We start from the raw sequence: 26,461 nt of genomic DNA on the forward strand, positions 1-26,461 counted from the left end.
TGTATCAAAGATAGTTTCAGTGTCGGAAACGGAGAATTCATTTACACCACGATGGCCGGTCGAGGTCTGAGGTCTGGCTCGTCCGTAGAACTCATTCGGCGTCTGAAAGTTCATTCCTCTTAAGGTCGGCGAATTTTGCCGCCATCGTCGGGTTCCCCCGATTTAGCTTCTTGATAGTCACGTCCTGCGCCTTGTCGTTCGCAAGACGAAGGTTCCGATCAGTGCCGAGCAGGGCCTCCTTCGTTTTCTGAAGGTGGTCGATCGACTTGTCGATCTCCTCAATCGCCGTTTGGAAGCGCCTGGAGGCGAGATCGTAGTTCTTCGCGAATGCGGACTTGAAGGTCTCAAGCTCGTTTTCGAAGTTCGTGATGTCGATGTTCTGCGCCTTAACGAGCGCAAGCTCTGACTTGTACTTGAGCGAATTCATCGCCGCATTACGCAGCAGCGTGATGATTGGAAGAAAGAACTGCGGTCGCACGATGTACATCTTCGGGTAGCGGTGGAACACGTCGACGATCCCAGTGTTGTAGAGCTCACTGTCCGGCTCGAGCAGGGAAACCAGCACCGCATACTCGCACCCCTTCTCATTTCGGTCCTTGTCGAGCTCCTTCAGAAAGTCCTCGTTCTTGTTCTTCGTCGCCGTGTGATCGCTCTCGTTCTTCATTTCAAACATGATCGAGACGATCTCAGTGCCAACCTCATCGGAGTCGCGAAAGATGTAGTCGCCCTTGCTGCCACTCCGCGCGTCGTTGTCCTTCTCGAAATATGCCCTCGGAAACGCCGTCGCTCGAATGCGGTTGAATTCGGTATCGCAATGCTGCTCTAGGGTTTCGCCAACCATCTTCGTCGACAGGCGAGCCTTCATGTCCCGAAGGCGCACGATCTCGTCCTCGCGATCCTTGATCTGCGTCTCGTACTTGTCCTTGAGCGACTTCTCGCCGAGTTGCTTCTCAAGCTTCGCTCTGTCGAGGCCATTCTTCAGTTCGTCGCGTTCCTTCTCGACCGCACTCACTGCCTCGGTGATTGCGAGCTTCTGAGCAACCTCGATCGCGTCAAGTTTGGAGCTCAGGCTTTGGATCTCCGCGTCCTTCGTAGCAGCAGCCTTCTGCAGTTCATTAGCGAGCATCGCCTCGGCCAGCTTGGAAGCGGCCTGCTTGTCGCGCCTCGCCTGCTCAAGTTCGTTCGCGAGCATGTCACGTTCTTTTTCCACGCCGCTTAAGGCTTCGGTCACGGCAAGCTTCCGCGCGGTATCTCCGGCATCAAGTCTGGCCTTGAGTTCCTGGATCTCGGCGTCCTTGGCCGCGGCAGCCTTCTGCAATTCGCTGGCGACCTTGGTCTCGGCGAGCTCGACGGCGTTCCGCTTGTCCTGCTCGGCCAGCTCCAGCCGGTCGTGCAACTGCTGCTCGAACTCGCTGTCTCGAACCTGTTTCAGGATGTTCGCGTACCCAGCTTCGTCAATCTTGAATGCTTTCCCGCAATGCGGGCAGATGATCTCGTGCATGGCTATTTCCCCTTCGCCTTAGCCAGGTTCTGAATGAGCATCTCTGGCTTCGTTCCTTCAGCCCCTGTATCGCCGTCCGGCACCGTATTCGACCGGAAGAAGCCACTATAGACCAGACTTTCCGGTCCGCAGGCCAATATCTCGTATTGGCCGAAAGCCCCCATCGAGACGATCTGGCGCCTGCTTAGCGTGTCAGTCCACTCTGACGACACCCACCGACAGGGCTTGCGAGCGAAAGACGAAGAGGGTCAGATTCAATCACCAGCGTCCGATTTTTCACGATAGTCCGCGCTGAATCCTTCGCTCGATCCAGCGTAAGGGAATCACCTTGGATAGCGTGTACGGGACTGGCAGCAGCCCGCTGCGGGAATCAGACCATCACCCGAGCCAGGCTCCCAGCCAGACGGCTGCAATCATCAAGGCCAAGCCCGGCACGATGCGTGTGGCGTAGTGGACGCCGCCGGCCTTGAAGGCAACCACCGCTTTCATCAAGGTGTTGGTAGTGAGGCCAATCAAAATCGGTCCAACGGCTTGCGCGCTCGAAATCTTGTTGGCGGCCATCAGGGAGGCGGCTGATGCGGCTGTTGCATGCGCATCGGCCAAGCCTGTCAGTGCGGCGCCAAGCAACATTCCGCGCGCTCCCAACCATGCGTTCAATCCCGCTGACGCCAGCAGTATCAGCGTGACAAGCGCGGCAAACACCGCCGCTGCTTTCAGATTGAAGGCACGGCCCACGTCTTCAACCGCCGTGTTGCTGAGAGGGTCTCTGCGAAAAAAGAACACGAGCCCATACAGGCAGGCGGCAGCACCGCCAAATGACAGGGGCAATACCAGCGCGGTCAACAACGATGCCTGTATCAGCCCGATGACCACCGTCATTTGAATGATGGTGGCGATGGATGAAAGCACTGCACCTGCCACGGCTCCGCTCATGAGAGATGGCTGGCGTGATGCGCGTTCACCCATGGAATAAATGGTGGCGGTGCTTGAAACAAAGCCAGCTGCAAACCCGGCCAGCGGCAGGCCGTAACGCGGCCCCAGGGCGCGCATGGCCACGTAGCCAAGCGCACTGATCGCCATCAACGCCACGATCAAGCGGGCAATGGCACGGGGATTGAGTGCATCGAATGGCCCCATGAATCGGTCGGGAGCCAGCGGCAACACAATCAAGGCCATGGCAGAGAATAAAATGATGTCGTTCAACTCCTGTGCCCTGAGCACGCTGCGAACGAAGTGGTGCAAGCGATCGCGCGATGCCAACAGCAAGGCCAGGACTGCCCCCACGCCCGCAGCCAGCATCGAATCGTGGATCGCCAACCCGCCCAACAGGCAGGTCAGCAGCAGCGCGGACTCTGTGGTCAAGCCAGGGTCCTGATGCCGAGTGCGCTGGTACGCAATCAGCGCGCCCGCGCCTACGATCAGCGCCGTCACCGCCAACACCAAGCCGCCGCCCAGGATGACACTGGCCGAGCCGAGCAAAGCGCACACGACAAAGGTACGAATGCCCGCAGCACCCCTTGTCGGGCCGGTGTCCTTGCGTCGTTCGCGGTCGGCTCCGACGAGCAGGCCAATGCCGAGTGCGACACACAGGCCGAGCAGCGTGGATTGATCGGCTAGGCTCAAAATTTCATCACTCTTGAAAAGTTGACCATTTGCCGAGATCTCCGCTTCGCCGGCACAAGTTCAGCTGACATCGGCGCCACCATGGCTCATTAAACTCTTCCTCACCACCGGCAGCCACTGCTATTCAATGCAGAGGGATCAACGCCGAATTGCCGGCATTTCGTGGCCTGGTTCTCCCCCGCTGACGCGGATGCTTTGGATCAAAGGGGGCGGAGGTAATTAAATTGGAATCGTTACCTCCGCTGCCTATTTCGGCCCCCTTCGTTGTCGACCCAAATGCCGAGATGGCTAGGGTTAAAACCGGTGCTACAAGTAGTCACGAGACAGCAGGGTCACTACCGTTTGATGGGGGCGTGGAAGGCAGGACATGCCGGAAACGATTCGCGACTTTCAGCACTTTCCGTTGCAAGTTGGGAACGCCTGTCAGGATGGCAGCCTGCATGGCGGTAACCACCGTAAGCCCGTTGATGTTCTTCATGACGTTGACCAGCAGCTCCGGAGGATAGCCTTCGGCATGCCGTCGAATGGGATGAATGCCTGCATGTACATACGAGTTGAGCGCTCCCCAGCTATGAGTCTTGAACTCGTGGAGGGGCTTGTAGGCGTTTGGCGGAGCCTTGATGGCGAGGTCCTCCATCATTTTTGCCGCCATCGGGATGTTCTTGGATGCCAGTTCGGTCTCTAGTGTCAATTCGGTGCAGAGCTTGGCTACCAGCTCATCTGACGCTCCATACAGAGCCCAGAGTGACCTGAGGACAGCTTCAAACTGAGACCGATGGACCACCAAGGCTGAGGGAAGAAATCCAGCTTCAAGCAGCATACGAGCCGAATGGGAATGCTCGAATGCCAGCGAAGCCAGCACATCGCTCAACTTGATGCGATCGCTGTCGTCATATGTCTGATAGGCAACGCACTCCGTGAGCGCGGCAGCCAGGTCGTGCGACTGATGTACGAACTCTTCCCACGTTTCCAAGCTATTCCCTCAATCAAACTGGCAGAAGGACGTAGTCCAATACTCCAATCGCAGACTTCACTGCACCAGAATTTCGTCGGTAAACAAATGCGCCGGCTTCCCCGCGCCCTCATGGCCCGGCGGCAGCATGCCGAAGTTCTGCGCGGTGACGCGCAGGTAGCGGGCGGTCACCGGGGTGGGGGCGTCGAAGCGTACGGTGCGGATCATCGCGCGCAGGTCCATCGGGTCTACCGCGATCGGCGTGGACTGCAGGGTGCGCCAGGTCTTGCCGTCGTCCGAAACGGCATAGGTGACGCGGCGCGGGAGCAGCGCCCATGAGCCGCTCTGCTGCAGGAAGCGCATCTGGATGCTGTGGAACGGCGTGGCGGGCTTCAGGTCGATGGTGGCGTCGAGGTCGTTGCCGCGCCAGCCGACCCACAGGCCGTCGTTGAAGTTGTCGCCGCCGATCACGCCGTCGACCAGTTGCGTGGCGGTGCCGGCGTAGTGCGGGTCGGGCGCGGTGAGGTAAGTGAGCGGCTTGCCCAGAGCCTTGTTGTCGACCGCCTGGAACGCCTGGCTGGGCAGGTACGGCACGCCGTGGCGGAAAGGCGCCACCTTGAGCGTCGCCGGCACGTAGTGGTCCAGCACGTCGCCGAAGGTGGGCGACTGTGCGGTCGGTTCGCTGCCGTCGACGGTGTAGTGCAGTGCGATGTCGTCGAAGCCGCGCGCGGCGCGCACGCGCCAGCGGTGGTGCGGAGCATTGAAATCGAGCTTGTAGTCGACCAGGTCGCGGTCTTCCGGGCCGTAGGCGATGTGCTGCGCGTCCAGCCATGGGTATTGCGTGCGCAGCCGCCGCTGGAAGTCGGCGTAGTCGTGGACGTCGGGGTTCCACAGGCGTTCGGCCAAGGCGATCACGCGCGGGTAGAGCATCGCTTCCAGATTGCGCGGCGTGACGTATTCGCTCCACAGCGGCGCCTCGGCGCCGAGCACCTGGTCCTGGTGTCCCGCGAAGGCCGGCGATGCAAACGGATTGGTGCGGTAGATGTCCTGCGTGGTGAGTTCTTCGATCGGCGTGTCCAGGTAGAACGGCCCGGCGACGATCAGCCGGTTGCCGTTGGCCAGTGCCTTGGCCGCCTCGGCGTCGCCGCGCCACATTTCCACCACCGCGTTGCGGTCGGCGCCGCCTTCGAGGATCTCGTCCCAGCCGACCAGGGTCTTGCCGCGCGCTTCGAGGTCGCGCTGGATGCGCTGGACGAACCAGCTCTGCAGCCCATCGACGCCGGCCAGCCGCTGGTCATGCATGCGCTGCTGCGAGGAAGCGCTCTGCGCCCATTGCTGCTTGGGCACCTCGTCGGCGCCGATGTGGATGTAGGGCGCGGGGAACAACTCGGCCACCTCGTCGAGCACGTCGTGCAGGAACGCAAACGTCGCTTCGTCGCCCGCGCAGTAGATGTCGGTGAACACGCCCCAGGTGGCCGGCACCGCGATGGGCTGCTTCGGGCAGGACAGCGACGGGTAGGCCGCGACCGCCGCCGAGGCATGCCCTGGCATCTCGATCTCCGGCACCACCATCACGTTGCGCTGGCGTGCGTACTCGACGATGTCGCGGATGTCCTGCTGGGTGTAGAAGCCGCCGCTGCGGCTGCCGTCGGCCTCGGTACGCCACGCGCCGACGCTGGTGAGCTTCGGGTATTTGCGGATGGCTATGCGCCAGCCCTGATCGTCGGTGAGGTGCCAGTGCAGCACGTTGAGCTTGTAGCGCGAGAACAGGTCGATCTGCTGCTTGACCAGCGCCACCGGAATGAAATGCCGTGCCGCGTCCAGCATGACGCCGCGCCAGGGGTAACGGGGCGCATCGTCGATGCGCACCGCGGGAATCGAGAGCGTGCGGCCATGACCGATGGGCAGCAGCTGCCGCAGCGTCTGCACACCCCAGAACAGCCCGCGATCGTCGGCCGCCGCGATCTCGACCCGCTGCGGCGCGACGGTCAGCCGGTAGGCCTCCTCGCCTTGCACGGAAGGATCGATGCGCAGCTCGATGTGCGGCTGCCTGGTGGCCGCGCCGATCCGCAGCGCGATCCCGCTGTCCTCGCGGATGCCATCGCGCAGGAAGGCCGCGATTTCCTGCGCGCGTCGATCGGTCGGCGCCACGATGCGCACGCTTCGGTTCAGCGCAAAGCTGCCGTGACCGACCTCGATTCGGTCCGGCTGCGGGATGAGCGCTGCTTGCGCATGCGCTCCCTGGGCGAGCAGCGAGAACGCGAGGAGCATCGGGGCAACGAGACGTCTGTGCATGGCCGGTATTCCTGGACGATGTGGCTTGCTCGTACGGTGGGAGCGATGCTGGTGCGATGCCTCAGGCAATTCAAGCAAAGAAGGCCACAAAGTAGACAGCAATACCACTGTCGCCACCACTTCATGCGCCACGCGCGCTGGATTTGGGAGGCACTGCGTCAGGTTTACTTCGGGCAGGAACAAGTGAGCCTGACCCCGATCTCTGGCCTCTCATGGCCCTGCCGCCTGGTTCGGCGACGGAATCCGCTTTGTGTCGCCCAGCCATTGCCGGGAAAGGTCGACGATGTATACACTGTATACATGACAAAATTGACCACCAACGAAAAAATCCTCCGCGCCGCGCACAAGCTGTTCGACCGCGAAGGCGCGGACGCCGTCACGATGCGCCGCGTGGCGGAGATCGTCGGCATCACCCCGATGGCGATCTATCGGCATTTCGCGAACCGCGAAACCCTGCTCAAGCGGCTGTCCGACGACAGCTTCGACGCTGCCGCACAGGATTGGCAGGCGCGCACGCAGGACCCGGACGTGGTCAAGCGGCTGGCGGCACTGCTGGAGCCATATCTCGATTACGCACTCGCCCATCCGCACCTGTTCGAGCACGCGTTCTCGATGCAGCGCGAAGATGCGCGCCGCTTCCCGGAGGATTTCCGCGCGCGCCGCTCGCCCACGCTCAACGTGGTTGCCGACGCGTTGATCGAGGGAATGCGCCTGGGCGTGCTGCGCAAGGATGATCCGTGGGACGTCGCCATGACGCTATGGGCACACGCGCACGGCCTGATCGCGCTGTATCGCGCCGGTCGCTTCAGCTACGACGAAGCCCGGTTCCGCCAGTTCTATTTCGCATCGATCGGGAGGTTGCTCGATGGCATCAAGGCTTGATCTTCGTACGCTGTCGGCATGGCTGGCAGCAACTGCGCTGTCCGCGCTGGGCTGGTGGTTCGGCAGCGGCGTACACCCGCTGTGGTGGCTCACCTGGCTGGCACCATTGCCGGTGCTGTGGCTCGCGCCGCGCGTGCACGCCCGCTGGGCGGCGTTGGCGGCCTTCGTGGCCTATGCGGCAGGCGGGTTCAACCAGTGGAGCTATCTGCACGACTACATCGGCATTCCGATGACGACGATCGTGCCCGCCATCGGCGGCCCGGCGCTGGCCCTGGTCCTGGTCGTGCTGCTGCATCGGCGGCTGCTGTCGCAAGGCCAGACGCTGGCGGCGGCGCTGGCACCGGCGACGCTATGGGTGGCACTCGAATACGTCAGCAGTCGGCTCTCGCCGCACGGCACGTTCGGCAACATCGCCTACACCCAGATGGATGCGCTACCTGTGATCCAGGTCGCCGCCGTCACCGGGCTGTGGGGAATCAGCTACCTGCTGCTCCTGCTGCCGTCCGCGTTGGCCGTGCAAGTGTCGCCGCGAGCGACACGGCGCGGACGTTTGTCGGCCGGTGCGGCAGCGTTGCTGCTGGGCGCGGTAGCACTCGGCTACGGCAGCTGGCGATTGCAGGTGCCGGCCACCTCGACGCTGCGCGTCGGTCTGCTGTCGCTGGAAAAGCCGATCCGTCCCGCGCTGGACTCCGATGCCGGCCAGGACCTGCTGGCGCGCTACGTGACGGCGATCGGGCACCTGGCCGACGCCGGGGCGAAGATCGTCGTGATCCCGGAAACCAGCTTCGCCACCGGCGACGCCAGCGTGCCGGCGTTTGCGCAACTGGCACGGCAACGCAGCCTGATCCTGGACGCAGGCATCGATTTCAAAGGCGACCCGCAGGCGGAACGCAACATGGTCATGGTGTTCCAGCCAAACAACATGGCACCCGCCACTTACGCCAAGCATCACCTGGTTCCCGGTTTCGAACGCCAGTACACGCCCGGCCAGGACTACCGCATGCTGGATGGCTCGCCGCGCATCGGCCTGGCGATCTGCAAGGACATGGATTTCCACGACATCGGCCACGCCTACGCGGCGCGCGGCGCGCAGCTGCTGCTGGTGCCGGCCTGGGATTTCAGCATCGACGGCTGGCTGCACGGCCGCATGGCGATCCTGCGTGGCGTGGAAGGCGGTTTCGCGATTGCGCGCGCCGCGCGCTCGGGTCGCCTCACACTGAGCGACGACCGCGGCCAGGTGGTAGCCGAGGCTTCCAGCGAACATCACGACGCCGAACTGGTGGGCAACCTGTCGCTGCACCACACGCAAACCCTTTACGCACGCTGGGGCGACTGGTTCGTCTGGCTCGACCTCGCCGTCTTGCTGGCGCTGCTGAGACTGGCCTGGCGTCCCGCATGACTGAAACGGCTGCGCGATTCGCGGACGCAAGTTGTTCGATGTTCATCGATCTTGTCGATAGTCATCCACAAAAAAAGCTGAGCACGTCCTGATCGTTTGAGTTGGAAATGGCCATCCAGACGGCCATGCGTTGTCAGTTGTCCCAATAAGGAGGCCCGCCGAAACTGCGCCTCAGGCTGTCGACAAGTGCGGCCAGCTTCGCCTGTACGGCGCCTTCGCGCGGGTAGGCCAGGAAAAGTTCGGCACCCTCCGCCTCGACACCCACATCGATCGGCTCCAGCGCGCCACTGTCGAGTTCATTGCGCACAAAGAACGTGGGCAGCAGGGTCAGGCCCAATCCCGCCACCGCGGCATCGCGCATCACCATGCCGTTGTTGACGCGCAGGCTCGCCTGCGGGTGGACCACGAGCCAGCCGCCGTCCACCGCAAAGCGCCAATCCGTTTCGCGGTTGATGTAGAGAATGCCGTTGTGACGGCGCAGCTCGTCAAGCGATGTGGGCTTGCCTTCCCTGGCCAGATATTCCGGTGAAGCCACCAGCACGCGACGGCTCGTGGCCAGCCGCTTGGCGACCAGGCGGGAGTCAATCACCGGCCCGTGTCGGAGCACGGCGTCGAAACCATCGGCGGCGGCTTCGACGAAACGGTCATCCAGCTCAAGCGAAAGCTGGATACCCGGGTGCTGTGCGAGAAACGCATACAGCGCCGGCCCCAGGTGAAGCACCCCGAAACTCACCGGGGCCGATATCCGCAACGGCCCAGCCAGAGAAGATCGGCGATCGGTCAGTTCGACCAAGGCCTCTTTCGCTTCACCCAGGATGCGCCGCGCGCGGGGCAGAAAGCTCTCGCCGTCCGCGGTCAGCGACATCCGCCGGGTGCTGCGCTGGAGGAGGCGCGTGCCCAGGGCATGCTCCAGATCGACCAGCCGTTCGCTGATCACCGACTTGCTGCAGCCGAGTCGTCGGGCCGCGGCGCTCACCGAGCCTTCCTCGACGGCAGCGACAAACGCGGCAAGGCCCTGCAGCTTCATATCGTTCGGCATGACCGTAAGCCAGTTCCGGCGACAGGCGACTACTGGCGACTTTGCACTGGTGCAAAACTCGTGTCCACACGTTTTCTCGCCAAACATCTGTCGACCATCGGTCCTGGAGATCCGCCATGCGAAACCCACTTGTACTGGCCGGCCTGGCCCTCCTGCTGATGATCGCCGCGATGCCGGCAGCCATCGGCCAGGTCAAACCTTTTCCGCCTTCTTTCCAGACGCGGGATATCGCCACCAACGGCGTGACCCTTCACGTCCGCGTTGGCGGCACGGGACCGGCGGTGATTCTGCTGCATGGCTATGGTGAAACCGGCGACATGTGGGAGCCGCTTGCCGCGGAGCTGGTGCGCAACCACCGGGTGATCGTGCCTGACCTTCGCGGCCTGGGGCTGTCCAGCAAGCCGGCCACCGGCTACGACAAGAAGACCCAGGGCGAAGACGTGGCAGGCCTGCTGGACGCCTTGAAGGTGGAGCGCACGGACGTGGTCGCGCATGACATCGGCAACATGGTCGGCTACGCCTTCGTGGCCGAGCATCGCGATCGGGTTCGGCGCTTCGTCCTCATGGATGCGCCCATTCCGGGGATCGGCCCCTGGGACGAGATCCTGAAGAGTCCCATGCTCTGGCACTTCCACTTCGGTGGCCCGGACATGGAGCGTCTGGTGGCCGGCCGCGAGCGCATTTATCTTGACCGGTTCTGGAACGAATTCTCGGCCGATCCGCGCCGCTTCACCGAAGCGGATCGCCAACACTACGCCAAACTCTATGCCTTGCCCGGTGCCATGCATGCCGGATTCGCCCAGTTCGCCGCGTTCGATCAGGATGCCAGGGACAACCAGGCCTTTCTTGCGCAAGGCAAGCTGACGATGCCGGTGCTGGCGATCGGTGGGGAGAAATCGTTCGGGCCGACGATGGCCGTGGTGATGCGCGCAACCGCCACCAACGTGACCGGTCAGGTGATTCCCGATGCGGGCCACTGGCTGATGGAAGAGCAGCCCAAGGCCACGATCGCGGCGGTGCGCGACTTTGTGGATGCCGCCCCATGAGCCCGCTCCTCAAGGCCTGCGTTGCCTGCCAGATCGCCTTGATGGCCCACGCCGCCTGCGGCCAGGATGTTCGCCCGCCCTTGCGGGCGCGGCGGATGACCGCCAGCGAGATAGCGCAGCACCCGGCACTCGGCGCCATCGCCGGCACCTCGGGCTTGGCGGGTATCCGCACTCTCGTGCTTGTGGGTGACCCGACACGGCCCGGCATGTACACCATAGAGTTGCTGGTGCCTGCACACACGCGCATCGCTGCCCATGAACATCGCGACGAGCGCACGGCGGTGGTCGTTTCGGGGACCTGGCATTTCGGATATGGCCGCACGGCGGACGACGCTAGCTCGAAGTCGCTGGGTCCCGGCAGCTTCTATACGGAGCCGGCAAACATGCCGCACTTCGCCCGCACGGAGGGCGAGGCCGTCGCCGTCGTCATCACAGGCAACGGGCCTACCGACACGCGCTATGAAATCCAGTCCAAGGCCAATCAAGCAACCCACGGAAGCCAGCCATGACCTCACCGACGACACCACGTGATCCGGTCACCGATCACATGCTGACCGCACAGAATGCGGCCCTGCTGATCATCGACTTCCAGCCCGTCCAGGTCGCTTCCATCGCCTCGATGAACAAACGCCTCCTGGTCGCCAACGTGGTGGCGGTGGCGCGCACCGCAAAGCTCTACGGCGTCCCGACCGTGCTCTCGACGGTCAACGTGACGACAGGACTCAACCAGCCGATGATCCGCCCCCTTACCGACCTGTTGACCGGCGTGAACATCGTCGACCGCACCTCGATCAACGCCTGGGAAGACGACGACTTCGTCGCCGCCGTCAAGGCGACCGGCCGGAGAAAGCTGATCATGATCGCGTTGTGGACCGAGGTCTGCCTGGTCTTTCCCGCACTTGATGCGTTGAAGGAGGGCTTCGACGTCTACGTGGTGGTCGACGCCGTGGGCGGCACATCGCGGGAAGCCCATCGCGCCGGGCTGCAGCGCATCGTCCAGGCAGGCGGCATCCCCATCAGCTGGATCCAGCTGGCGTGCGAGCTTCAGCGTGACTGGAACCGCGAGAGCACCGCGCCAGGCTTCGCGGACATCGTGTTTGCCGAGGTCGGCCACTGACCGCCGCCTTGCGGACCCGGGTGTCCCTGGGCGCAGCTTTCGAGGCGATATACAGACCTCCTCCGACGAAGCCCATCGAGGTGTTGCCGGTGCTGCATGCCACTGCGCCGGCTCGACATCCCGTCCGCCGCGCAAGCTTTCATGGCCGACCGCGCCCACTCGCGCAAAGCCGTGTTGAGGCTCTGCCGGCATGGGCATGGGCGGCGGTTTGGCCAACGATGAGGGGCAGGATTCCCATCACCATCGGGGCAACTCACACATGCCGCCCGCCGGCGACGACCTGGCGGCAACTGCTCAGTCGAGCGCCGCGCCGAAGCGATCGCTGCGTGGCAGGTAATGGTGTTGCGGATCGAGCGAGGCGACCACGTGATGGGCGCGGCCGACGATTTCGTGGCGCGGGAAGAAGCCGAGGTAACGCGAGTCCTCGCTGTTGTCGCGGTCGTCGCCGAGCAGCAGGTACTGGCCGGGCGGAACTCTCACCGGGCCGAAGTTGCTGGCAGGACTCGGGCGGTAGTCGGACAGGCGGATCGCGTGGCGCATCGCGCCGTAGCGTTCGATGTCGTAGTGCGCCGGATCGCGCAGGTCGTCGTGGATGCCGTTGTAGTTGCCGGCGGTGTAGCTGGCGGCATGGCCGTTGATGAAGAGCACGTTGCCGCGCATCGCCACCTGATCGCCGGGCAGGCCGATCACGCGCTTGACCAGCCGTTCGTGCGCGGCGTGCGAATCGAGCACCACGATGTCGCCGCGCTGCGGGTCGGCCAGGTGCAGCAACGAGATGTGGGTCAGCGGCACGCGTACGTCGTAGGCCAGCTTGTCGACCAGGATGCGGTCGCCGATCTTGATGGTGGGTTGCATCGAACCGGTCGGCACCACGTTCCAGTCGGCCACGGCGCTGCGGAACACGATCATGCACAGCATGAAAGTGATGAATCCCTTGTTGCGTGCCAGAAACTTCGCGATCGCGCGCATGAGTCCCCTTTGTCCTTCGCCGGATTGGCGTTTCAGTCGTGCCGTGTCGTTGCGGCCGGTGATGGAGTGACCGTGCGCGCGGCGCGAAGTTTCACGCAGACGACGGGGCCATCTCGCGCAACCGCTCTGCCGTTTCCGCGTCGGCCGGCACGAAGGCTTCCAGCGCCAGTTCGGCGAGCGTGATGTCGACCGGGCTGCCAAACACGGTGGTGGTGCTGAGCATGGAGAGCACGACCCCATCGACGTCCAGCAGCATCGGTACGGCGATGGCGGAGGGCGTGCTGACTTCGGTGGTGGCATCGAGTGCGGGAGCAGGCAGTGCCTGCAATTCGCGCAACAGGGCGATCAGTTGCGGGTCGTGGCTGGCGTCGATCTGCTGACGCAGACGGTGCAGCAGATGCGCGCGCCATTGCCCGAGGTTGCGGATACGTGGGGCGAGGCCGGCAGGGTGCAGGCTCAGGCGCAGTACGTTGATCGGCGGTTGCAGCAGTTCGGGCAGCACGCCGCCCAGCAGGCGCAGCGTGGCCTGGTTGCTGGCGACGAGTTGCCAGTAGCGATCGACGGCGAGTGCTGGATACGGCTCCAGACCTTTCAGCAGCAGATCGATGGTGTGGCGGGCGCTGGCGAGTGCGGGATCGTCCAGCGGCCGTTCCTTGAAGGCCGGCGCGAAGCCAGCGGCACCCAGCAGGGCGTTGCGTTCGCGCAACGGCAGATCGAGGTACTCAGCCAGGTGCAGGATCATGTCGCGACTCGGTTGCGAACGGCCCGACTCGACGAAGCTCAAGTGCCGGGTGGAGATTTCGGCGCCGGTGGCGAGGTCGAGTTGGCTCAGGCGGCGATGGCGGCGCCATTCGCGCAACAGGTCGCCGACGGGACGCGAGATGTCGGTAGGCTGGGCATTCATGGCGTGATGATGCCAGTGCGCGCCGATGCCGTGGTGTGCGGGCGACGTCGACATCATGCGGCGGCCCGGGGGATGGGCTGGCCGCTAACCCGGTTGCGGCAGGACAGGCGGGTGCGGTCGCTGGTCTCGAAGTGGCTCATGCGAACGTCCTCTCGGGTTGTGGCGGGAAGGGCGGCGGCTGCGGGCCGCCGCCATGGGGCTCAGGCGGCGACCGGCACCTTGTCGAGGAAGCCGTGCACCTGGCGGATGCGACCCTCGTCCAGCACTGCAACGTCGAAGCCGATCACCAGCGGCTCGTCCGCACCGGGTTCGGCCAGGTGCCAGTGGAAACGGACGATGTCATGGTGTGCGTCGACGTCGCCGGCGAGGCGGAAGACGTGGCCGGGGAACATGTTCTGCACCGCGCTGATGGTGGCGTCGATGGCCTCCCAGCCGCGCGCCTCGATCATCGGGTCGGTATAGGCGGCGTGTTCGGCGTAGACCTCTTCGATCAGTGCGCGGCGGCGCAGCGGGTCGGTCTCGTTCCAGCCCTGCAGGTAGGTCTCGACGAGTTGGCGGGTGGTGCTCATGGCATGTACTCCTTTGCTGTGGGTGTGGTCACAGCTTGCGGGCACTGCGAGCGTCAGGCGATTACCTTGGAGGTAATGGAATGCAATGGCATGGACAACGCCTCGCAGGCGGCGGCCTTTGGCGTGCCTGCGTACCCACGTCGACCGAGCCGTCAGCCGCTATCATGGGCAAATCATGAACCTGCTAGCGATCGAAACCGCCACCGAAGCCTGCTCCGTCGCCTTGATCCACGGCAACGAGCTGATCGCCCGCAGCGAGATCGCGCCGCGCCGGCACACCGAGCTGGTGCTGCCGATGGCCGACGAACTGCTGGCCGAAGCCGGCATCGGCCGTCACGCGCTGGACGCGATCGCGGTGGGCCGCGGGCCCGGCGCCTTCACCGGCGTGCGCCTCGCCGTTTCGCTGGCGCAGGGCATGGCGCTCGCGCTGGACCTGCCGGTGATCACCATCTCTTCGCTCGCCGCGCTGGCGCTGGAAGCGCCGGAAGAAGAGGGCACCGCCATCCTCGCCGTGATCGACGCGCGCATGGGCGAGCTCTACGCCGCCAGCTATCGCCGGGATGACAACGGCGGCCTGGTCGCGCTGGATGACGAACGCATCTGCACCGCCGAGACGCTGCTTTTGCCCGAGGCCGGCGCCTGGCAGGTGGTCGGCAGCGGCTGGGCCACCTACGCCACCGCGCTGAGCCAGCGCCTCACCGGCATCCTGCACTCGGCCGATGGCATGCGCTATCCGCAGGCGGCGCATGTCGCCGAGCTGGCGCTGCGCGAGTTCCAGGCCGGCCATGTACATGCACCGGAACTGGCCTTGCCGGTGTATCTGCGCGACAAGGTGGCGTTGACGCTGGTGGAGCAGGGCAAGGCTTGAGTTGGCGGCTTCAGCAGGCGCAGGAATGACCGACGGATGAGCCGCGCGCTTCACGCCTTCATCAATGAGCTGGAGCACGATCGCGCACTGCGCGAGCCGGGTCGATTGCGCGAGCGCGGCGACGTGCTCGATCGCCTGGAAACCTGGCGTTCGTGCGGTTCGCCGTGCGAACCGGCGGTGGAAGCGGAACTGCGCGATCGCGTCGAGGCTTTGTGTGCCGAGCTTGAGGCTGTCGACGGTCGGCTTTGCCAAGGCATTCGCCAGGACATCCAGCGTGGCGTGGGTGCGCACGGATTGCTCGAATGGGCGGGCGCAGCCGATACGGAGGTGCAGATCCGCGGGGACAGCTACGACTATCTCGATGCCCTGGTCAGCGGCATCCTGCAGATCGACGAGCCCGAAGCCCGGCTTGCCGGGCTGGCGGCGGAGATGGTGTTCTACCAGCCCACGCCGGCACGGCATGTCTTCGACATGCTTGCGCGCGCTGCACTGGATCGGCGGGACGTGCTGATCGATCTGGGTTCGGGGCTGGGTCATGTTCCCCTGCTGGCTTCCATCTGTACCGGCGCACGCTGCATCGGCATCGAGTGGGAGGCGGCCCGCGTCGAATGCGCGCGGCGCTGCGCGCAGGCGCTGAACCTCGATCAAGTGACGTTCGTGCAGGGCGATGTGCGGGCGGCTGATCTGTCGGCCGGCACGGTGTTCTACCTGTACACGCCGTTCGAGGGCTCGATGCTGCGCGACGTGCTGGGCCTGTTGAAGGTGCAGGCAGCCGCGCGCGAAATTCGCATCTGCACGCTCGGACCCTGCACCGCGACCGTGGCGCAGGAGGACTGGCTGCAGGTCGTCGGTCCGTGGGAAATCCATCGACCCGCCGTGTTTCGCCGCATTTGAACGACGGCGGTTGGCGTAGCTGCACGGCAAGATGGCGCTGGTGAGGCATCGGGATCGACCAAGCCGGGGGCGGTGCAGGATGGCGGGCGCCACTCCGACCGCGTCGGGATCGCCCAATGGCGCGACCGCGATTTCGGCGTGACGACGGGTTTCACGCGTTGAGCGGCATGCTCTTCGGTGCGGTCGCAGGCAACCGGGGTGCCGTTCGCCCGGTTGTTCACGCCGATGCGGCATCGATCGGGGCGAGACGCTTTGCCCGCGTCAGGGTGGGGTTGTTGGTTATAGTGGCGGAAGGATTCGAAGCTTGAGCCTCTCAATGAATAGCGATGTTCAAACGCCAGCTCGCCCCGGCGGCCGACGCACAGCGGGGCCACAAGGGACGCAGCTGTTTTCCGCTGAAGAACTGCATCAGTACGCCGCCGAAACCGGGCTTGCGCCAGATGGTCGCGCCAGCGTGCACGAGCCGGTCATCGAGGGTGTCGGTGCAGGGCTTGAAGGTCGGCGCTTCTCCCTGCGCTCGGGGAGGCAGACCATCGGTCGCGGTGGCGACAGCGACATCGTCATCGATGATCCGAGCGTCTCGTCGTCCCACGCATGGATCATCAATCAGCATGGTCACCACGTCATCATGAACACGTTGTCCACCAACGGCACGTTCGTGAACGACAAGCGCATCCACGAGGCCGTGCTGAAACACGGCGACCGCATCCGGCTGGGGCAGGCCGAGTTCGTGTTTCTGACCCGCGAGCGCGGTGCTGCCGGCAGGATGCGTCTGCGCTGGATCGGGTTCGGGTTGCTGACGCTGGGCGGGTTGGGGGCGCTGGCGTGGTGGTTCGCTTGATGGCCAAACCGTGAGCGAGCAAGCCATACCGCGCAAGGTGGGCCGCTATCGCATCGATGGCGTTCTCGGCGAGGGCACCATGGCCGTCGTCTACGCCGGTTTCGACCCGGGCATCGAGCGCGAGGTGGCGATCAAATGCCTGCACCAGGAGGTCGCCGCCGACCCCGGCTACCGCCGCCGGTTTCTGGCTGAGGCGAGGGCAGCGGGCCATCTCACCCATCCTCATATCGTCACGATCTTCGATGCCGGGGAGGCCGACGATGGCCGCGCCTACATCGCCATGGAGCGTCTGGCGGGCGAGACGCTGGCCAGCCGGGTCGCCCGCAAGGGGTTTCCGCCGCTGCCGGTGATCATCGAGCTGGCCGGCGAACTCGCCGCCGCACTCGACTACGCGCATGCCCATGGGGTCGTCCATCACGACATCAAGCCGGAGAACATCATGCTGGCCGACGGCTGGCAACACGCCAAGATCAACGACTTCGGCATCGCCGAATGTCGTGCGTCGCGGGACGACCCCAACGCCCCGCGCACGGAGATTGGAGGTACTCCGGCCTACATGGCGCCAGAGCATTTGCGCGGCGAGCCGACTGACGCGCGCAGCGATCTGTTTTCGCTGGGCGTGGTGCTGTACTGGCTGGTCGTCGGCAAGCTGCCATGGGCGGAAACCCATGGTGCACGACGGATGCTTCTCGAACGCCAGCGATTGCCCCGGCCGCCGATCCAGCCACGCGATCCGTCCACGCCGTCGATCCTGGTCGACATCGTGCACACCTTGCTGGCGCCGGACGCTGCCACGCGCTATCAGCGCGGTGGCGAGGTCGTCGGCGATCTGCGAATGGCCCGTCGCGAGTACGAGCGCCTGCACGAAAAGCCGCTGGCCAACCGCATCATCTCGCTGCGACTGCGCTGGACCGGCGTGCTCGGTGCCGTCCTGAGCCTGACCCTGCTGCTCGGGCTGGCGGCCATCCACGCCAAGCAGAACGCGGCAATCACCGGCCTGGCGCTGGATTTCGGCAGCTCGCTGGGGCGCATGGTCGCCAGCGAATCGGCCGAGGATCTGCTGCTCGGCGATCGCGCCGCGACGCGTGCGCTGGTCGAGGACATGGCACGCAATCAGCAGATCCATTATCTCGCCATCGCCGATCGCTACGGCGAAGTCATCGCCAGTACCCAACCGGAACAAGTCGGCCACCGACTGCCTGCCTTGGTCGGGCCGCCGGCGCCGATGCAGGCCGGCGACGTCAAGAGCTATCGCGGCCACCTCGCCGACAGCGCAAACCAGGACGACATGCTGGTGTTCGACGTGCCGGTTCGTTATCAGGTGGCAACGGTGGGCGAGCTGCGCCTCGGGGTCAGCGATGCGCCGCTGCGCGCGGCCCGGAAAACCACGTTGTGGGTCATCGTTGCCGTGCTGCTGGCGACGCTCGCCGCGGTGGTCGGCGCGGCTTGGTGGATGTCGCGACGGCTGCTGGCCTTGCTCGACGTGCTCGGCAGCGCCCTGCTCAGGGTGGCGCGGGGCGACTTCCGTTACCGCATCCGGCTGGTTCGCCGGGATGAACTGGGCCGGCTTTTCGCCGTTTTCAATCTGATGAACAGCGCCCTGCAGAGCCGCCCCCGCCGTGCCAGACAAACCGCATCGGATGGCGCGGCCGATGATGTTGCACGACCCAGGCAAATCCTGTCCGTGCCGGTTCGTGACGACGATGCGCCGCCCGCGTCAGGCTGATCCGACGCGCAGACACCTTGACGTCAGAACTGCTTGAGTCGGCGCTTGAGTTCGAGTGCGCGGGTCCGGTAGATGACGGCCGGCTCGTAGTTCGGGTCGATGGCCAGCACCCGATTCCACAGCGCGATGGCCGGGTCCAGCTGCTGGTCGCGGTACAGCACGATCGCACGCTGATGGAATGAGGTCACCAGCTCGTTGCGCAGGGACACTGCATCGCTACCGCTCGGCTTCAACTGCGGTTCGATGACCAGCGCCTGGTCGAGGCGCGCCAGCGCCTGTTGCTTGTGCCCGTGGTCGAGCAGCGCCACGCTTTCCCGTTGCAGCCGTTGCGCTTTTGCCGCCGCTGCTTCCGCGCCTGACGCGGTGCTTTGCGGGATCGAGGGCGTCCCGTCGACCGTCGTCCCGGCGGCAGCCCCACGATCGCTGCCGTCGACACCGGGCCCGGTGGCGACCGTCGGCGCCGAAACGCCAGTGGCCGCCATGGGCAAGCGCACCGTCTCGCCCACCTGCAGCAGGGAGGGATCGGCCGAGTGGTTGTAGCGGGCCAGGATCAAAAACAGGCCGGCGTCACCCAGGTAACGCGCGGCCAGCGTGCTGTACGAGTCGCCCGCCTCCACCACATGGGCCTGCGACTCGCGGCCGAGGCGTTGTTCGGGATCGACGGTCAGCTGGCGCAGCATGGCCTCGGCGGATCGGTCGCGCGGATGCTGCGCCAGGTACCGACGCAGCGCCGTTTCGCCCGCCGCATAGTGCCCGTGCTGAAGCTCGTCGTTGACGATCGCCGCGAGCGACAGGTCAGCGGCAGGCGGTGCCGTCGTTCTTCGCGACGCAGCCGCTGGCGTGACTACCGCGCTGGGGCGGATCAGCCGCTCGCCGACTCGCTTGTTCACTTGCGCACAACCGCACACGATCAGCATGGCCAGCAGCGGCGCGATCCGGATCGATCGTTGCCATCGCCGGTGGTTGATCCAGACTTGCCTTGATGCCATGCACTGTGCTCCGTCGGTCCTGCTGTCAGGCTGCCGCATCACGCCGCCCGCCAGCGAGGCCGCCGGATCTGGCCGGCCACAGCCGACGGCTGCATCGGGACAACCATTCATTCCAACCTACCCGAGCAAAGATCAACGCCACGTTGTCACCCGACTCGCCGCCGCGTTCCACCGCTTGTGCCAGCGCCTCGTGCAAGGAGTCATGCTGATCGCGGCGGCGCGTGAGCCGACCCAGTTCATGCGTCGACAGGGATTCCCAGACACCATCGCTGCACAGGGCGAAAGTCTGGCCCGGACGCAGCATGGCGCCGCCGTGGTCCACCTGCGGGGGCTGCGATCCGCCCAGCCCCCGCAGCAACTTGTGCTGCGCCGGGTCGCTGGCCAGCTGGTCGGCGGCCAGTTCGCCGCGGCGAACCCTGAGCTGGCCCACGCTGTGATCCTCGGTGCAGTCCAGGCAGCGCCGCCCCTGGAAACGATACAAACGGCTGTCGCCCACGTGGGCCCAGTACGCGCGAGCACCCTTCATCAGCAAGGCCACCACGGTCGAATGCGGCTCGCCGCTGGCCAGGCCGCGGCCGCGCTCGCGCAGTTCGGCGTGGGCGTCCTGGCACAACGTCTCGAGAAACAGCGCTCCCGGCTGTTCGCGCCACAGGCCTTGTTCCCACAGCCTGCGGACGACAGCGACGACGCCCGCGGAAGCCAGCTCGCCGGCCCCGTCGCCACCCATGCCGTCGGCCAGCACCAGCAGTCGCGCGTCCTGCTCGGGGTCGTGCAGGCAGATCAGATCGTCCTGCTGCGTCGGGCGGCCGCCGCGCGCACGCCCGGCGGCGACCAGCGGCAACGTGCAGGTGTCGATATGCTTGTCCATCGTCAGCCAGCCCCCGATATGGCGCCCGCGTTGCGGAGACGGGCCTGCATGGTTTGTCGCGGAGTATAGCCTTGGCAGCCATTTCCCCACGGCATTTACAGCCTGCTGTAGAGCACCCATGCGCATGCCAGATCCTGCACCACGTGGCCAAGCGATTTGTAAACCGTGATGTCGGCATCGGATCGCCGGCCCGCGATGCTGCCTGCCAGGACTTGGCCGATCTCCGCAACGACATGGTCGTCGTCGATCGCACCGGCTTCTTTCGCTCTCAGAAATTCGGCGCCCTGGCGCAGCACGTTTTCACGGCTGTCGGCGATAAAGCGCGATCGGGCGACGAGATCCGTGTCGACCTCGGCGGGTCCGGCCACACTGGAACCGACAAGGTTGACGTGCGTGCCCGGGCGCACCCAGGCTCCTTTCAGGACCGGCTCGCGGGCGCTGGTGACGGTACAGATGATGTCGGCATCGCTCACCAGGTCTTCCACCTCGGCTGCGCTGCCGAAAGGCACGCCAAGCTCGGCGCTCATGCGCTGGCAGAATGCCTCCGCGCGTTTCATGTCGCGTCCCCACACCCGCACGGATTGAATGTTGCGTACTCTCAGCAGCGCCCTTGCGTGGGTTGCCGCCTGCTCGCCATAACCCAGAATCGCCAGATGGCGAGCGTCCGGACGTGCGAGGGCGTCCGTGGCGACAGCGCTCGCCGCGGCAGTGCGGATGGCCGTGACCTCGCCTGCATGGACCACGCAGACAGGCTCTCCGGTTTCAGGTTCGAACAGGACTATCAGTCCCTGATGGGACTGCCGGCCGTGGGCGAAGTTCTCCGGATAGATGCTGATCAGCTTTGCCCCGAAGGGTGCGCTTTCGCCCAGGGCACCAGGCATGATTCCAAACAAGTGCCCTTGAGCCAGCGGAATGATCGACCGCGGGAGCTGGCGCGTCTCGCCATCGGAAAGAGCGACCATCGCCTGCCTGATGATCGGGATGCATGCGTCGTAGGTCAGGCGCCCTGCCACCTCTTCGCGTTCGATCACTCTCATCGCGCAACCGCCCTCTTTCCCGGTCCGTCACTGGCTGCAGTATCGCGCGCCCAGGCATTTCCACCTGCCTTCGACGCACATGATCTTGCGCGTTCGCTGGCTGCCGGACAACTCGCGCGGCGAGGGTGGGCGGAGCGTCACAGTTGCCCGATCACCCACTGCACCAGCAGGCTGCTCACCGCCACGGCGATCCACACGCCCAGCCCGAGCAGGATCGGCCGTGCGCCGCTGGAGATCATCTTGCGCAGATCGGCGGACAGGCCGATGGCGGTGAGCGCGACGATGATCATGAACTCCGCCAGCAGGTGAATGGACGGCTGGATGGCCACCGGGATCAGCCCCGCGGTGCCGACGGCCGAGGCGACCAGGAACCACAGGATGAACCACGGAAAGATGCTGGCGAGGCTGAAATGGCCGGCGCTGCCGGCTTCGGCATGCCTGCGCTTTTCGCGCGCGGCGACGACGAAAGCGAGCACCAGGCAGACCGGGATGATCAGCGTGGCGCGGGTCAGCTTGACGATGGTGGCGTAGTCGCCGGCAGCGTGGCTGTAGCTGTAGCCGGCGGCGACAACGGACGAGGTGTCGTTGATCGCGGTGCCGGCCCAAAGGCCGAAGCCGAGGTCGCTCATGTGCATCAGGTGGCCGAGCAGCGGGAACAACAGTACCGCGATCAGGTTGAACAGGAAGATGGTGGAGATCGCGAACGCGGTATCGTGGTCGTCCGGACGGATGATCGGGGTCACCGCGGCGATCGCCGAACCGCCGCAGATCGCGGTGCCCACACCGATCAGGATCTTCAGCTTGTCGTGCACGCCGAGCCAGCGGCCCAGCAGCCACGCGGCGAGGAAAGCCACGGTCATCGTCACCAGGGTCACCGACAGCGATTCCAGGCCGGTCTTCGCCACCTGATCGAGGCTGAGCCCGAAGCCCAGCGCGATGATCGACCACTGCAGCACCTTCTTGCCGGTGAAGGCGATGCCAGGGGTGTAGCGCACGCCCGGCGACAGCAGGTTGCGCACCAGGATGCCCAGCACGATGCCGATCACCGGTCCGCCGATCAGCGGCGCCCAGCGTCCGAGCAAGAGGGCGAGCAGGCCGATGGCAATCGCCAGCAGCAGGCCGGGGGCACGTTGTCGAAGAAGCGATGGAGTGTCGATGGAGGGGGCTGCATTCATGACGTGGGCTCCGGTAATCACGCCATTGTGCGCTCGCCCATCAATCAGGAAAATTTGAAATATGTGATTGGATGTATAAGTCGAACTGATAAGATCGGCCAATGATCAATATCAGCCCGCGCCAGCTGGAGGTCTTCGTGCAGATCGCGCTGCACGGCAGCGTGCGTGCCGCCGCCGAGCGCCTGCACCTGACCCAGCCGGCGGCCAGCATGGCGCTGGCGGAGATGGAACGGCAGCTGGATGCTCCGGTATTCGCGCGCGAACGCGGCCGGTTGCGACTGAATGCGCGCGGCCGCGAGCTGCTGCCGCTGGCGCAGGAACTGCTGGAGCGACATGCCGAATTCGGCCGCCGCGGCCGCGAGGACGGCGCGGCGCTGAGCGGCGAGTTGCGCATCGGTGCCAGCAACACGGTCGGCAATTACCGCGTCGGCGAGCTTCTCGGCACCTTTGTGCGCGTGCATCCACAGGTGGCGATCCGCCTGCGCGTGGCAAACACCGAGGCGATCGCCGCCGGCATGCTCGATCACAGCCTCGACATCGGCTGCGTCGAGGGGCCGGTGGCGCATCCGCTGCTGGAAGTGCACCCGTGGCGCGACGATCTGCTGGTGGTCTGCGCGCCGCCGGAACATCCGCTGGCGCGCAAGCGCAGCCTCAGGCCAGCCGATTTCGCGGGCGCGCGCTGGGTGTTGCGTGAGCCCGGCTCGGCCACGCGCGCCACCAGCGAGCGCGTGCTGGCGCAGTTGCCACCGGGCGAAACCGTGTTGGAACTGGATCAGATCGAGGCGATCAAGCAGGCCGTGGTGGCCGGCCTCGGCATCGCCTGCCTGCCCGCGGTGGCCGTGACCGACGCGCTGGCGACGGGGCGGTTGAAGGCACTGAAAACCCCGTTCCTCGACCTGCGCCGCAAGCTTTCGCTGCTGCTGCACCGGCAGAAATATCGCGGCGCGTTGCTGGATGCGTTTCTCGAAAGCACCGGTGTCGATGGGGTGGGGTGAGACATTCGATTCGGAGGCGTTACATGCTTCTGCGTCGCTTCAGTCCGTTCTCCCTGAACGTAGCGAAGCGAAGTCGAAGGGCCGCCAATCCCCGGAAGTCATCGCATAACCGCCCCCCCCCCCAAGCCGTCATTCCGCGAATGCTGGAATCGACCTGGTCGTTTTTCGAAAAATCAAAAAAGGATGATCAAAGCGTTCCCGCTTTTGGGGAAATGACGTCACGAGAGCTTCGGGCTTTCGGGCAAGACGCCCTTCGACTTCGCTTCGCTACGCTCAGGGAGAACGGAGAGTGGGCGATCGTTGGATGCGTAGGGCCTGCGGCGAGCGAGCTACCTCGCCGAATTGCCCAGGACTTCGTTCAACATCGCCTCGGCCTGCTCGTGCGTATGCGCGCGCAGGATGCGCGAAGCGTGGCGGCGCAAGTGGGCGTAATCGAGTGTGGCGAGGCGGTCGCGAACCTGCAGGATCTGGGTGGGATGCATGCTGAATTCGTTGAGGCCCAGCATCAGCAGCAGGGCGGTGAAGTTCACGTCGCCGGCAATTTCGCCGCACAGGCTTACCGGCTTCTTCGCGCGGCGTCCGGCGCTGATCACGTGCGACAGCAGCCGCAGCAGGGCCGGTTGCAGCGGGTTGTAGATGTTTTCCAGTGCGTCGTTGCCACGGTCGGCGGCGAGCACGTACTGGGCCAGGTCGTTGGTGCCGATCGCCAGGAAGTCGGCGTGTTCGAGCAGCGCGCGCACGTTGATCGCAGCGGCCGGCACTTCGATCATCGCGCCCAGCGGCAGCTTCTCGGGCAGATCGATGTTCTCGCGTTTCAGATCCTGGCGGGCCAGCTTGAACAGCGTGCGCACTGCAATCAATTCGTCCGGCTGGGTCACCATCGGCACCAGCACACGCACCGGGCCGTAGCAGGCGGCGCGCAGGATCGCGCGAATCTGGGTGGTGAACACCGCCGGATAGCGCAGCGACAGCCGTACGCCGCGCACACCGAGCGCCGGGTTGTCCTCCCCGCGCATGGTCAACCCCGCCGCATCGGCCTTGTCGGCACCCAGGTCCAGCGTGCGGATGGTCACCGGCAATCCGCCCATGCCCATCACCAGGTCGCGATAGGCGATGAACTGCTCGTCTTCCGATGGCAGTGCCTTGTGCTTGAGAAAGAGAAACTCGGTGCGATAGAGGCCCACGCCATCGGCACCGCGGGCGCGCGCCATCACCACGTCGGCCGGAGTCTCGGCATTGGCGAGGAGGGCAATGTCGATGCCATCGCGAGTGCGCGTGGGCGCGTTGGCCAGTTTGGCCAGGCGCCGCCCCTCGATCGCCGCCTCGCGTTGCCAGCCGCGGTAACGCGCCAGATCCTGCGCGGTCGGATGCACCACCGCCTCGCCCTTCTCGGCGTCGAGCAGGATCAGGTCGTCGTCGTGGATGTTCGACAACGCATCGCGGGTGCCGACCAGCATCGGCAGGCCGAGGCTGCGCGCCAGGATCGCGCTGTGCGAATACGCGCTGCCGGAGCTGGCAACCACGCCGAGCAGGCCGTTGCCGGCCAGCTGCGCCATGTCGCCCGGCGCGATGTTGTCGGCGATCAGGATCTCGCCGACGCGCGCGGCCAGCTTGCGCTCCTCCGGGCTGGTCTGCCGCTGCAGCGCGGAGATCACCCGGTTGATCACCTGCTCGACGTCTTCCTTGCGGCTGCGCAGGTACGGGTCGTCCATGGCCTCGAACACCGCGGACAGGCGGTCGCGCTGCTTCTTCAGCGCGGCGCCGGGACGGTAGTGGCCGATGCGCACCAGGTCGTCCAGGCCGCGCAACAGTTCGGCGTCGTCCAGCAACAGGCTGTGCGCATCGATGAATTCGTTGACCTCGCGTGCCAGCGCGCCATGCAGCTTGCCGCGCAACTCGCGCAGTTCCTGCCGCGCGGTGTCCAGCGCACGATGCAACAACAGCAACTGGTCCTCGACTTCGTCGTCGGCCAGCGGCCGGGTGTCGACGGCATAGCGGCTGGGCTGCACCAGCCGCGCGCGACCCAGTGCCATGCCGCGGGCGGCGATGGTGCCGGCGAGGAGGTGTCTCATCTCATGCTCCCTCGTCGAACTTGCGTTCGAACAGCGCGGCCACCGCGGCCAGCGCATCGTCCTCGTCGGGGCCGTCGGCCCGGATGATCAGCGGGCTGCCGAGGCCGGCGGCCAGCATCATCACGCCCATGATGCTTTGCGCATTGACTTCGCGGCCCTTGCTGACCAGCCATACGGTGGATTTGAAGCCCTGTACCAGTTGCACCAGCTTGGCCGAGGCGCGGGCGTGAAGGCCGAGGCGGTTGGTGATGACGATTTCCTGCTCACGCATAATTGATATCAGGCATGGTCGATGAAGATTCCCCCGCGGCCACCGCTGGCAGCGATCTGGGCCAGTTCGTCCAGTGGCTTTTCCGCATAGTTGAGTACGCGCAGCAGCATCGGCAGGTTGAGGCCGGAGACGCAATGAAGGTGCACGCCCAGCGCGCCGAGCGACAGCCCGATATTGCATGGCGTGGCGCCGTAGAGGTCGGCAAGGATCAGTACGCCGTCGCCGCTGTCGAGTTCGCGCGCGTGGCATTCGGTCAGCGTGCGCATCACGTCCGGGTCCGATTGCGGCGGCACTTCCACGGCGGCCACACGCAGCGGCAGTCGCGGCATCACGTGGCGCGCGGCGGCGATCAGCGCCTTGCCGACCGCCTCGTGCGTCATCAGCAGCACGCCGACGCTCATCGGTACAGGCCTGCGATGAAGGTGGTGG

General features: G+C 65.3%; 26 protein-coding genes. 10 read left to right on the forward strand and 16 right to left on the reverse strand.

Translation table 11 applies throughout. The annotated features are described in order from the left end of the window. Window positions 1-91: 91 nt before the first annotated feature. The 4 genes from CIW53_RS02860 to CIW53_RS02875 all read right to left on the reverse strand — a co-directional run bounded on the left by CIW53_RS02860 (window position 92) and on the right by CIW53_RS02875 (window position 6,371). Window positions 92-1,501 (reverse strand): DUF2130 domain-containing protein, encoded by a 1,410-nt coding sequence (locus CIW53_RS02860; protein ID WP_149363176.1) that lies wholly within the window; start codon window positions 1,499-1,501, stop codon window positions 92-94. A gap of 378 nt (window positions 1,502-1,879) precedes the next feature. After that, window positions 1,880-3,124: an MgtC/SapB family protein gene (locus tag CIW53_RS02865; protein WP_197736606.1), complete on the reverse strand. Its 1,245-nt coding sequence runs from the start codon at window positions 3,122-3,124 to the stop codon at window positions 1,880-1,882. Between the two features lie 316 nt (window positions 3,125-3,440). Next, window positions 3,441-4,097, reverse strand: a complete 657-nt coding sequence (locus CIW53_RS02870; protein ID WP_149363178.1) for a hypothetical protein — start codon at window positions 4,095-4,097, stop codon at window positions 3,441-3,443. A gap of 57 nt (window positions 4,098-4,154) precedes the next feature. Then, window positions 4,155-6,371, reverse strand: coding sequence for a family 20 glycosylhydrolase (locus CIW53_RS02875; protein WP_149363179.1), 2,217 nt, complete (start codon window positions 6,369-6,371; stop codon window positions 4,155-4,157). A 300-nt stretch (window positions 6,372-6,671) separates the two neighbouring features. On the opposite strand from CIW53_RS02875, the gene CIW53_RS02880 reads away from it, so the two are divergent. After that, window positions 6,672-7,253, forward strand: a complete 582-nt coding sequence (locus tag CIW53_RS02880; protein ID WP_149363180.1) for a TetR/AcrR family transcriptional regulator — start codon at window positions 6,672-6,674, stop codon at window positions 7,251-7,253. Beyond that, on the forward strand, window positions 7,237-8,652 hold the full coding sequence (locus CIW53_RS02885) for a nitrilase-related carbon-nitrogen hydrolase (RefSeq protein WP_149363181.1): 1,416 nt from the start codon (window positions 7,237-7,239) through the stop codon (window positions 8,650-8,652). Before CIW53_RS02880 ends, CIW53_RS02885 begins: the two co-directional genes overlap by 17 nt. A gap of 133 nt (window positions 8,653-8,785) precedes the next feature. Here the strand turns inward: CIW53_RS02885 and CIW53_RS02890 are convergent, their stop codons facing one another. Continuing rightward, on the reverse strand, window positions 8,786-9,679 hold the full coding sequence (locus tag CIW53_RS02890; protein WP_149363182.1) for a LysR family transcriptional regulator: 894 nt from the start codon (window positions 9,677-9,679) through the stop codon (window positions 8,786-8,788). Window positions 9,680-9,807: 128 nt separating this feature from the next. On the opposite strand from CIW53_RS02890, the gene CIW53_RS02895 reads away from it, so the two are divergent. Genes CIW53_RS02895 through CIW53_RS02905 form a run of 3 tightly spaced genes read left to right on the forward strand, consistent with a single transcriptional unit; the run spans window position 9,808 to window position 11,854 of the window. Beyond that, entirely contained in the window at window positions 9,808-10,737 is a 930-nt protein-coding gene (locus tag CIW53_RS02895) for an alpha/beta hydrolase (protein ID WP_149363183.1), read from the forward strand. Next, on the forward strand, window positions 10,734-11,246 hold the full coding sequence (locus CIW53_RS02900; protein ID WP_149363184.1) for a cupin domain-containing protein: 513 nt from the start codon (window positions 10,734-10,736) through the stop codon (window positions 11,244-11,246). Before CIW53_RS02895 ends, CIW53_RS02900 begins: the two co-directional genes overlap by 4 nt. Beyond that, window positions 11,243-11,854, forward strand: coding sequence for a hydrolase (locus CIW53_RS02905; RefSeq protein ID WP_149363185.1), 612 nt, complete (start codon window positions 11,243-11,245; stop codon window positions 11,852-11,854). The genes CIW53_RS02900 and CIW53_RS02905 overlap by 4 nt, the downstream gene beginning before the upstream one ends. 294 nt (window positions 11,855-12,148) lie before the next feature. Here CIW53_RS02905 and lepB read toward each other — a convergent pair whose 3' ends face one another. The 3 genes from lepB to CIW53_RS02920 all read right to left on the reverse strand — a co-directional run bounded on the left by lepB (window position 12,149) and on the right by CIW53_RS02920 (window position 14,296). Further along, the gene (gene lepB / locus CIW53_RS02910; protein ID WP_149363186.1) at window positions 12,149-12,823 is read right to left on the reverse strand and encodes a signal peptidase I; all 675 of its coding nucleotides are present in this window, start codon (window positions 12,821-12,823) and stop codon (window positions 12,149-12,151) included. Between the two features lie 91 nt (window positions 12,824-12,914). After that, the gene (locus tag CIW53_RS02915; RefSeq protein ID WP_197736607.1) at window positions 12,915-13,781 is read right to left on the reverse strand and encodes a helix-turn-helix transcriptional regulator; all 867 of its coding nucleotides are present in this window, start codon (window positions 13,779-13,781) and stop codon (window positions 12,915-12,917) included. A gap of 146 nt (window positions 13,782-13,927) precedes the next feature. Next, window positions 13,928-14,296, reverse strand: a complete 369-nt coding sequence (locus CIW53_RS02920; RefSeq protein ID WP_149363187.1) for a nuclear transport factor 2 family protein — start codon at window positions 14,294-14,296, stop codon at window positions 13,928-13,930. 175 nt (window positions 14,297-14,471) lie between these two features. Between CIW53_RS02920 and tsaB the strand changes: the two genes are divergently transcribed. Next, window positions 14,472-15,164, forward strand: a complete 693-nt coding sequence (gene tsaB / locus CIW53_RS02925) for a tRNA (adenosine(37)-N6)-threonylcarbamoyltransferase complex dimerization subunit type 1 TsaB (protein ID WP_149363188.1) — start codon at window positions 14,472-14,474, stop codon at window positions 15,162-15,164. 36 nt (window positions 15,165-15,200) lie between these two features. Next, window positions 15,201-16,058 (forward strand): class I SAM-dependent methyltransferase, encoded by an 858-nt coding sequence (locus CIW53_RS02930; protein ID WP_149363189.1) that lies wholly within the window; start codon window positions 15,201-15,203, stop codon window positions 16,056-16,058. Window positions 16,059-16,371: 313 nt separating this feature from the next. On the opposite strand, the gene CIW53_RS17855 is transcribed toward CIW53_RS02930, so the two are convergent. After that, window positions 16,372-16,677 carry a hypothetical protein gene (locus CIW53_RS17855; protein WP_242451765.1) on the reverse strand — a complete coding sequence of 102 codons (306 nt, stop codon included), beginning with the start codon at window positions 16,675-16,677 and terminating at the stop codon, window positions 16,372-16,374. On the opposite strand from CIW53_RS17855, the gene CIW53_RS17860 reads away from it, so the two are divergent. After that, complete coding sequence (locus CIW53_RS17860; protein ID WP_242451761.1) at window positions 16,591-16,899, forward strand: FHA domain-containing protein; 309 nt, start codon at window positions 16,591-16,593, stop codon at window positions 16,897-16,899. The genes CIW53_RS17855 and CIW53_RS17860 overlap by 87 nt on opposite strands. A 10-nt stretch (window positions 16,900-16,909) precedes the next feature. Further along, window positions 16,910-18,625 carry a serine/threonine-protein kinase gene (locus CIW53_RS02940; protein WP_149363191.1) on the forward strand — a complete coding sequence of 572 codons (1,716 nt, stop codon included), beginning with the start codon at window positions 16,910-16,912 and terminating at the stop codon, window positions 18,623-18,625. A 23-nt stretch (window positions 18,626-18,648) separates the two neighbouring features. Here the strand turns inward: CIW53_RS02940 and CIW53_RS02945 are convergent, their stop codons facing one another. The 4 genes from CIW53_RS02945 to CIW53_RS02960 all read right to left on the reverse strand — a co-directional run bounded on the left by CIW53_RS02945 (window position 18,649) and on the right by CIW53_RS02960 (window position 22,694). Beyond that, a complete protein-coding gene (locus tag CIW53_RS02945) occupies window positions 18,649-19,614 on the reverse strand; it encodes a LysM domain-containing protein (protein WP_149363192.1) in 966 nt (321 codons plus the stop codon). Window positions 19,615-19,639: 25 nt separating this feature from the next. After that, on the reverse strand, window positions 19,640-20,482 hold the full coding sequence (locus tag CIW53_RS02950; protein ID WP_149363193.1) for a PP2C family serine/threonine-protein phosphatase: 843 nt from the start codon (window positions 20,480-20,482) through the stop codon (window positions 19,640-19,642). 95 nt (window positions 20,483-20,577) lie between these two features. Next, window positions 20,578-21,519, reverse strand: a complete 942-nt coding sequence (locus CIW53_RS02955; protein WP_149363194.1) for an ornithine cyclodeaminase family protein — start codon at window positions 21,517-21,519, stop codon at window positions 20,578-20,580. A 137-nt stretch (window positions 21,520-21,656) separates the two neighbouring features. Then, the gene (locus CIW53_RS02960) at window positions 21,657-22,694 is read right to left on the reverse strand and encodes a putative sulfate exporter family transporter (RefSeq protein WP_149363195.1); all 1,038 of its coding nucleotides are present in this window, start codon (window positions 22,692-22,694) and stop codon (window positions 21,657-21,659) included. A gap of 101 nt (window positions 22,695-22,795) precedes the next feature. On the opposite strand from CIW53_RS02960, the gene CIW53_RS02965 reads away from it, so the two are divergent. Continuing rightward, complete coding sequence (locus CIW53_RS02965; protein WP_149363196.1) at window positions 22,796-23,689, forward strand: LysR family transcriptional regulator; 894 nt, start codon at window positions 22,796-22,798, stop codon at window positions 23,687-23,689. Window positions 23,690-24,018: 329 nt separating this feature from the next. On the opposite strand, the gene ptsP is transcribed toward CIW53_RS02965, so the two are convergent. Genes ptsP through CIW53_RS02980 form a run of 3 tightly spaced genes read right to left on the reverse strand, consistent with a single transcriptional unit; the run spans window position 24,019 to window position 26,433 of the window. After that, window positions 24,019-25,761 (reverse strand): phosphoenolpyruvate--protein phosphotransferase, encoded by a 1,743-nt coding sequence (ptsP, locus tag CIW53_RS02970; protein WP_149363197.1) that lies wholly within the window; start codon window positions 25,759-25,761, stop codon window positions 24,019-24,021. 1 nt (window position 25,762) lies between these two features. Then, window positions 25,763-26,032 carry an HPr family phosphocarrier protein gene (locus tag CIW53_RS02975; protein WP_149363198.1) on the reverse strand — a complete coding sequence of 90 codons (270 nt, stop codon included), beginning with the start codon at window positions 26,030-26,032 and terminating at the stop codon, window positions 25,763-25,765. A gap of 8 nt (window positions 26,033-26,040) precedes the next feature. Then, a complete protein-coding gene (locus CIW53_RS02980; protein WP_149363199.1) occupies window positions 26,041-26,433 on the reverse strand; it encodes a PTS fructose IIA subunit family protein in 393 nt (130 codons plus the stop codon). Between the last annotated feature and the right edge of the window lie 28 nt (window positions 26,434-26,461).

The organism is Rhodanobacter sp. T12-5 (assembly GCF_008329435.1).
Lineage (GTDB): Bacteria > Pseudomonadota > Gammaproteobacteria > Xanthomonadales > Rhodanobacteraceae > Rhodanobacter.

Excerpts from the sequence above, each read along its gene's own strand:
- CIW53_RS02930 (WP_149363189.1), top strand. The coding sequence starts at position 15,201 with ATGAGCCGCGCGCTTCACGCCTTCATCAATGAGCTGGAGCACGATCGC.
- CIW53_RS02915 (WP_197736607.1), bottom strand. The coding sequence starts at position 13,781 with ATGTCGACGTCGCCCGCACACCACGGCATCGGCGCGCACTGGCATCAT.
- CIW53_RS02905 (WP_149363185.1), top strand. The coding sequence starts at position 11,243 with ATGACCTCACCGACGACACCACGTGATCCGGTCACCGATCACATGCTG.
- lepB (WP_149363186.1), bottom strand. The coding sequence starts at position 12,823 with ATGCGCGCGATCGCGAAGTTTCTGGCACGCAACAAGGGATTCATCACT.
- CIW53_RS02980 (WP_149363199.1), bottom strand. The coding sequence starts at position 26,433 with ATGAGCGTCGGCGTGCTGCTGATGACGCACGAGGCGGTCGGCAAGGCG.
- tsaB (WP_149363188.1), top strand. The coding sequence starts at position 14,472 with ATGAACCTGCTAGCGATCGAAACCGCCACCGAAGCCTGCTCCGTCGCC.
- ptsP (WP_149363197.1), bottom strand. The coding sequence starts at position 25,761 with ATGAGACACCTCCTCGCCGGCACCATCGCCGCCCGCGGCATGGCACTG.
- CIW53_RS02950 (WP_149363193.1), bottom strand. The coding sequence starts at position 20,482 with ATGGACAAGCATATCGACACCTGCACGTTGCCGCTGGTCGCCGCCGGG.
- CIW53_RS02920 (WP_149363187.1), bottom strand. The coding sequence starts at position 14,296 with ATGAGCACCACCCGCCAACTCGTCGAGACCTACCTGCAGGGCTGGAAC.
- CIW53_RS02860 (WP_149363176.1), bottom strand. The coding sequence starts at position 1,501 with ATGCACGAGATCATCTGCCCGCATTGCGGGAAAGCATTCAAGATTGAC.
- CIW53_RS02900 (WP_149363184.1), top strand. The coding sequence starts at position 10,734 with ATGAGCCCGCTCCTCAAGGCCTGCGTTGCCTGCCAGATCGCCTTGATG.
- CIW53_RS02895 (WP_149363183.1), top strand. The coding sequence starts at position 9,808 with ATGCGAAACCCACTTGTACTGGCCGGCCTGGCCCTCCTGCTGATGATC.
- CIW53_RS02885 (WP_149363181.1), top strand. The coding sequence starts at position 7,237 with ATGGCATCAAGGCTTGATCTTCGTACGCTGTCGGCATGGCTGGCAGCA.
- CIW53_RS02880 (WP_149363180.1), top strand. The coding sequence starts at position 6,672 with ATGACAAAATTGACCACCAACGAAAAAATCCTCCGCGCCGCGCACAAG.
- CIW53_RS02965 (WP_149363196.1), top strand. The coding sequence starts at position 22,796 with ATGATCAATATCAGCCCGCGCCAGCTGGAGGTCTTCGTGCAGATCGCG.
- CIW53_RS02945 (WP_149363192.1), bottom strand. The coding sequence starts at position 19,614 with ATGGCATCAAGGCAAGTCTGGATCAACCACCGGCGATGGCAACGATCG.
- CIW53_RS02960 (WP_149363195.1), bottom strand. The coding sequence starts at position 22,694 with ATGAATGCAGCCCCCTCCATCGACACTCCATCGCTTCTTCGACAACGT.
- CIW53_RS02890 (WP_149363182.1), bottom strand. The coding sequence starts at position 9,679 with ATGAAGCTGCAGGGCCTTGCCGCGTTTGTCGCTGCCGTCGAGGAAGGC.
- CIW53_RS02975 (WP_149363198.1), bottom strand. The coding sequence starts at position 26,032 with ATGCGTGAGCAGGAAATCGTCATCACCAACCGCCTCGGCCTTCACGCC.
- CIW53_RS02955 (WP_149363194.1), bottom strand. The coding sequence starts at position 21,519 with ATGAGAGTGATCGAACGCGAAGAGGTGGCAGGGCGCCTGACCTACGAC.
- CIW53_RS02875 (WP_149363179.1), bottom strand. The coding sequence starts at position 6,371 with ATGCACAGACGTCTCGTTGCCCCGATGCTCCTCGCGTTCTCGCTGCTC.